A 2856-nucleotide genomic window follows, 5' to 3' on the forward strand; every position below is an offset into this window, starting at 1 on the left:
AGCCCCTCCCGGCGGGCCCCAGTCCTGGATCCACGCCCACCCGCACGATGACGGCGAGCGCCGCCCCCCGGCCCGCCCCCCCCCCCCGCCACGGCACGGTGATCACTTGATGTCCGCGTCCGCGACGACGAACAGCTCGGAGTGCGGTTTGGCGTTGCCGAAGTCCCCGTGCGGCCAGGACTTGCGGTTGAAGTTGATGCCGACCTGCCCGGTGAACTCGTCCCGGAACTTCTGGTCGACCGCGACCTTCCCGTCCGGCCCGAGGTTCAGCAGGTTGACCTTGTGGTCACCGTCCAAACCGGACCGGGCGACGAAGTAGTTCGACACCGCGAGGTGCTGCGGCTGGGCGGTTTCGTGGTAGAAACCGTCGGCGCCGAGCGTCCAGTTGTCGTAGGCGCCCCAGTGCGGGCCCGCGCCCGGGGTACCGGGGTTGATCGGCGCCGCGCCGGCGACGGTCGGGAGATCGCCACCACCGCCCTGCTGAGCCTTCTCCTTGGTGTCGATGCGGCCCTTGATGTCCTCGACCCGGTCACCGGCATTGACCAGCTTCTCGATGTTGAGGACGTACACGCCACCGGTGGTGCCGGGGTCGTCCGGCCCGAGCGCGCCCTTCTGCCGCCCCTGGATGGCGCGGTAGAGGTACTTGTCGTCCGGACTGGTCTGGATCCAGCCACCGTTGGAACTACCGCCGTTTGAGTCGTTGTTCGGGTAGATCGCCTTGTTCGCGGTGCCGTCGTCGAACACCTCGATCCAGTGCGGCTCCTTCGCGGTGATGTCCGGCGTGTAGAACACCGCGCCGCCCTGCATGGTCTGGGCGAACGCGCCCTTGTGGCCGGGCTGGTTGGTCACCGTGGTCTCCATGACCGCGCGGCTTTCGGCGTGCAACGGGTCCTTCGGATCGGCACGCGGGCCGTCCTGCAGGTAGGACACCGACTTCAGCTTCGGGTGGTTCCGGTCGGCGATGTCCCAGGTGCGCACGGTCGGGCGGCGCAGGTACGGCGAGGGTTGCTTGACCGGGTCGAGAATAATGTTCCTCGGCTCGGCGTAGTCACTGGTGACCAACGTGTTCAGGTCCTCGCGGGCCTGGATTCCGTGCGGGTTCGCGCAGGTCGGCTTGCCCAGCTGCGGCAGGTTGTCGCACAGTTTCTGGTTGTCGCCCTGCGGTGTCGCGGCAGGCGACTCGGAAAGCACCTTGGCGTTCTGGTCGAAGCGGACCACCTCGCCGGGGCTGCCGGCGAAACCGTTGCCGATCTGGGTCGAGCCGTCGGCGTAGGAATGCGGGCCCGGAACGACCGGGCCGCCCATGTACGTGCCATAGGCGGTGCCGTCCTTGAGCACCCAGTACGCGTCCGGCACCGAGCCACCGAGCGTCTGCGTCGGCAAGCTGACACCCTTGAGCTTCAGCTGCGGCAGCGCACCGACGTCGAACGCGTAAGTCGCGGCGGCGAAGAGCGCACCGGCATAGATGGTGTCTCCCTTGTGCCACACGTATTGCATGTGGTGCGGCTCGTTCTCGACGAGCGGGCCGACGGTGGCGGTGTTGACCACCTTGCCGTAGGTCGGCGAGCCCTGGGTAGCGTCGATCACGGCCAGGAAGTCCGGCCCGGGAAGCGCGTTCTTAACCTTGTTCAGACCACCGCCGAGCGAGCCCGGCAGGTTCTTGACGTCCTTGACCAGTGTGTCGGCGATGTTCTCGTCACCGGCCCAGACCAGCAGCCATTTCTTGGGCGTGCCACCGGAACGCGCCTGCGTGGCGAGATCCTTGGACACCAGGTGGTTCTGCACCCAGTACTGCTTGCCGTCGGCCGCGGTCTTCGCGTCGGTGACGACCTGGACGTCGGCGTAGGCGCTGGTCGCCGAGCCGGTGTAGGTGACCGCCGCGACGGCCAGTGCGGCCGCCATGGCGACGGTCACCACTTTTCGCCTGCGGACCGAGCCGGTCCGGAGCGAGGTGAATCGCATACGTACTCCCTGTTTGTCGAAAAGCGCCACGAAAGGCACATCCCTCCCCCTGTTTCGCGCACGACGAACTGACCGATTGCGGCAGGGGAAGCCGGCGGCACCGCGCGTACGCGTTCACCGGACCGGCGGATCCGGAAATGCTCGCGGTGCGGCGAATAATGAACGGGTCACGGTGAATCGGCACGCACCGGGAAACGGGCGCGCGGATTCAGCGGATCGGCTGCGGAGGAACCGTCAGGAATTCATACAGAGCGCGCTGGCCTGGTGCCGAAGATCCACGTGGCGGCGGCACACCAGGGCGACAGGAGCGGACATGCGCGAAATAGTCGACCCAACCGGTCATCGTGTCAATCTCGTGATCAAAGAATGAGAACTAGCCCGGCTGGGTGAATTTCTCTCTGCACGAAGGTCAGCAACCCTCTGTTGACTAGCCCGAACGAGTGGCGCCTTCTCGGACCATGAGAAGTGCTCCCCTTGGCCGTCTCACAACTGGTCACAACGGCCCTATCCGCGCCATCATCCCTGGCGGCAGGCGTGATGATTTCGTTACCAAATGCCGGGAACTTGTGGGCTTGCCGACCGACTTGGCCCCCTCCCGCGACCATCGCGACCCGCCGCCGCACCACCCTCCCGCCAGATCCTTAGCGTTGCTCAGCGCCGCGTTTAGCCCGCTAACTGCGCTTGCCGGGGCCGCGCAGAGTGCGTTTAGCGGGCTAAACGCGCTCGGGGCGGGGCTGGGAGGAGGGTGGAGGGGGCGGCTGGTGGGGGTGTCGGGGGATGAAGAAGCGCCCTCGGCCGAAGGGGGCCCCGGGGGCGGGGGGGGGGGGGGGGTTTTTGGGGTTGTCGGCGGCCGGCGCGGGGGCCCAGCACCACAGGCCCCCCCCGCCCCCCAAG

1 protein-coding gene is annotated in these 2856 nt (G+C 67.4%); it reads right to left on the reverse strand.

All coding sequences use genetic code 11. The annotated features are described in order from the left end of the window. Nucleotides 1-102: 102 nt before the first annotated feature. Nucleotides 103-1902 (reverse strand): hypothetical protein, encoded by a 1800-nt coding sequence (locus ACFWY9_RS40820; RefSeq protein ID WP_378323719.1) that lies wholly within the window; start codon nucleotides 1900-1902, stop codon nucleotides 103-105. Nucleotides 1903-2856 lie beyond the last annotated feature (954 nt).

It is taken from the genome of Amycolatopsis sp. NPDC059027, assembly GCF_042739735.1.
Taxonomy (GTDB): domain Bacteria; phylum Actinomycetota; class Actinomycetes; order Mycobacteriales; family Pseudonocardiaceae; genus Amycolatopsis.

Bases quoted from the DNA above. Each gene is read 5' to 3' on its own strand.
- ACFWY9_RS40820 (WP_378323719.1), bottom strand. From the start codon at position 1,902: ATGGCGGCCGCACTGGCCGTCGCGGCGGTCACCTACACCGGCTCGGCG.